Origin of the sequence: Streptomyces phytophilus, from assembly GCF_013870535.1 — a bacterium.
GTDB lineage: Bacteria > Actinomycetota > Actinomycetes > Streptomycetales > Streptomycetaceae > Streptomyces > Streptomyces phytophilus.
The window spans coordinates 1-2,948 of sequence record NZ_JACBXC010000763.1; the positions used below are offsets into that span (position 1 = coordinate 1).

2 protein-coding genes and 1 pseudogene are annotated in these 2,948 nt (G+C 71.4%); all 3 read right to left on the reverse strand.

Features of this window, described 5'->3' with window-relative positions:
• On the reverse strand, window positions 1-1,548 hold a 1,548-nt coding region (dacB, locus tag H5J30_RS24835; RefSeq protein WP_374101022.1), incomplete at its 3' end, for a D-alanyl-D-alanine carboxypeptidase/D-alanyl-D-alanine endopeptidase.
• A gap of 85 nt (window positions 1,549-1,633) precedes the next feature.
• The gene (locus H5J30_RS24840; protein ID WP_181789588.1) at window positions 1,634-2,428 is read right to left on the reverse strand and encodes a succinate dehydrogenase/fumarate reductase iron-sulfur subunit; all 795 of its coding nucleotides are present in this window, start codon (window positions 2,426-2,428) and stop codon (window positions 1,634-1,636) included.
• 23 nt (window positions 2,429-2,451) lie between these two features.
• A pseudogene (locus H5J30_RS24845) lies at window positions 2,452-2,948 on the reverse strand (fumarate reductase/succinate dehydrogenase flavoprotein subunit); the annotation flags it as partial.

A 2,948-nucleotide genomic window follows, 5' to 3' on the forward strand; every position in this document is an offset into this window, starting at 1 on the left:
CTCCACGTCCGCCGGCCGCTCCGCGCCCCGCGTCTGCTGCGACCGCGGCTCCGCCGCCGCCGCGCCCGCCTTGCCGTACCCGGCCAGCGTCGTGACCACCGCGTCCTCGATGTCCTTCACCGAACCCGCCAGGTAGTTGTTCAGCACCACGCTGAACACCAGCTCCCTGCCGTCCGCGTCCGTCACGTACCCCGACAGCGCCGAGGCCCCCGTCAGCGACCCCGTCTTGGCGCGCGCGTTGCCCTCCGCCGGGGTGTCGCACATGCGCGTGCGCAGCGTGCCGCCCACGAAGCGGTCCTCGCCGCACGCCACCGGCAGCGACTCGTACCAGGCGCCGAACCACGGCTCGTCCTGGACCGCCGTCAGCAGCTTGACGAACTCGCGGCTCGGGATCGTGTTGCCACGCGACAGCCCCGAGCCGTCGACCTGGCGCAGGGTGGACGTGTCGACGCCCACCGACTTCAGGTACGACGAGACGCCCCGCAGGCCCGCGCTCCACGTGCCGGCGTCCGCCGTCTCCACGCCGATCGTCTTCGTCAGGATCTCCGCGTGGCCGTTGTTGGAGAGCTTCATGAACGGGACCATCAGGTCCTTCAGCGGCATCGAGCTGTGGCTCGCGACCGTGCGCGCCCGCTCCGGCGTCGCCCGCCCCAGCTGCGTCTTCCCGTCCACCTCCACGCCGTGCCGCTCCAGCGCGTCCCGGAAGACCGCCGCCGCGTAGCCCGTCGGCTCCCAGACGGTGATCCACTCCTTGGTGGCGTTCGCCTTCAGCGGGATGTTCCCGCTGACGACGATGGTGTTCGAGCCGTGCTCCCGCGAGATGCCCAGCGTGTCGCTCTCGCCCGCCGCGACCGTACGGCCCCGGTTGTCGATCTGCACGTAGCCGTTGGCCGGCGTCACCTTCACGGTCGGCCGGTCGCCCGCCGCCTTGCCGGGGTACGCCTCCACCACCACCGTGCCGGAGTCGTAGTCCGTGTCGGGGGCCACCGTCAGCGCGGAGATCTGCATCGCGTAGTAGTCCGACTCGTAGTCGGCGGACCAGCCGTTGCCGATCCGCTGGGAGTCGAAGCGGGTGTCGTCCGCGACGAGCCGGTCGACCTCGTCGACCCCCGCCGCCGCGACCTTCGCGGCCAGCGCGTCGTAGTCGGCGGCCAGCATCGTCGGGTCGCCGCTGCCGCGCAGGTACAGGTCGCCGCCCGCGGTGAGGGCGTCCGTGGACCAGGTGTAGCCGGGGCCGAGCAGCTCCATCGCCGCGGCCGACGTGGGCAGCTTGGTGTTGGAGGCGGGGGTGAGCCGGGTGGCGGCGGACTGCTCGTACAGCGTCTCGCCGCTCGCCGCGTCGGCCACGACGACGGACGCGAGCGCGCCTTCGAGGCGCTCGTCGGCGAGGACGTTGTCCAGCGCCTGCTTGAGCCCGTCGTCGTCGGGGTCCGCCCCGGCGGGGGCGCCGCCGCCGAGGCCGAGGGCGAGTAGGGCCGCCATTGCGGTGGCGGCCGGCCAAGTCCACGTACGCGCCGTCGACTTCGGGCGCCAGGGGGATCTGCTCATGACAGTGGAGCATGGCGAACCGGGACACGGGCAACAAGTACCTTGCCGCCCGTGTCATTGGTCCGACCGGTGACGAACCGGCCCGTTACTCCTGACGGCGGAAGATCTTGTTCCCCAGCCAGACCAGCGGGTCGTACTTGCGGTCCGCCGCCCGCTCCTTGAGCGGGATCAGCGCGTTGTCGGTGATCTTGATGTGCTCGGGGCAGACCTCGGTGCAGCACTTGGTGATGTTGCAGTACCCGAGGCCGTGCTCGTCCTGCGCCGTGGTCCTGCGGTCCAGCCCCTCGTCCTTCGCCGCGTCCAGCGGGTGCATGTCCAGCTCCGCGACCCGCATGAGGAAGCGCGGCCCGGCGAAGGACGCCTTGTTCTCCTCGTGGTCGCGGACCACGTGGCAGGTGTCCTGGCACAGGAAGCACTCGATGCACTTGCGGAACTCCTGCGAGCGGTCCACGTCCTCCTGCTGCATCCGGTACTCGCCCGGCGCCAGCTTCTCCGGCGGCACGAAGGAGGGGATCTCGCGGGCCTTCTCGTAGTTGAAGCCCACGTCCGTGACCAGGTCGCGGACCACGGGGAAGGCGCGCAGCGGGGTGACCGTGATGGTCTCGGCGCGGTCGAACACCGACATCCGGGTCATGCACAGCAGCCGCGGGCGGCCGTTGATCTCCGCGCTGCACGAGCCGCACTTGCCCGCCTTGCAGTTCCAGCGCACGGCCAGGTCGGGCGCCTGCGTGGCCTGCAGCCTGTGGATGATGTCGAGGACGACCTCGCCCTCGTTCACCTCGACCTCGAAGTCCTCCAGGCCGCCGCCCTCGTCATCGCCGCGCCAGACCTTGAAATGTGCGAGCTGGGGGGTCTGGGGGGGCTGCCCCTCAGAAGGCACAGTGCCGGTGGTGGGTGCCGTGGTCACTCGGTCAGCTCCTCGTCCGTCAGGTACTTCACCAGCTCGTCCTTCTCGAACAGGTCGAGCAGGTCGGGCCGGATCGGCGTCGTCTCGCGCTTCTCCAGCCGGATCTGGCCGCGCTCGGGGTCGGGGACGTCCGCCGCGGGCAGGGCGCCGCCGGCCGGGTCGGCGAGGCGGCACACCAGGTTCTGCTTGCGCCAGTCGCGGTCCATGGCCGGGTGGTCGTCGCGGGTGTGGCCGCCGCGGGACTCGGTACGCTCCCGGGCCGCGCGCGCGACGCACTCGCTGACCAGCAGCATGTTCCGCATGTCCAGCGCGAGGTGCCAGCCGGGGTTGAACTGCCGGTGGCCCTCGACGCCCGCCGCCCGGGCGCGTACCCGGAGGTCGCCGAGGCGGTTCAGGGCCTCGCTCATCTCCGCCTCCCGGCGGATGATGCCGACCAGGTCGTTCATGGACTGCTGCAGCTCCTGGTGGAGCGTGTACGGATTCTCCGGCGGCC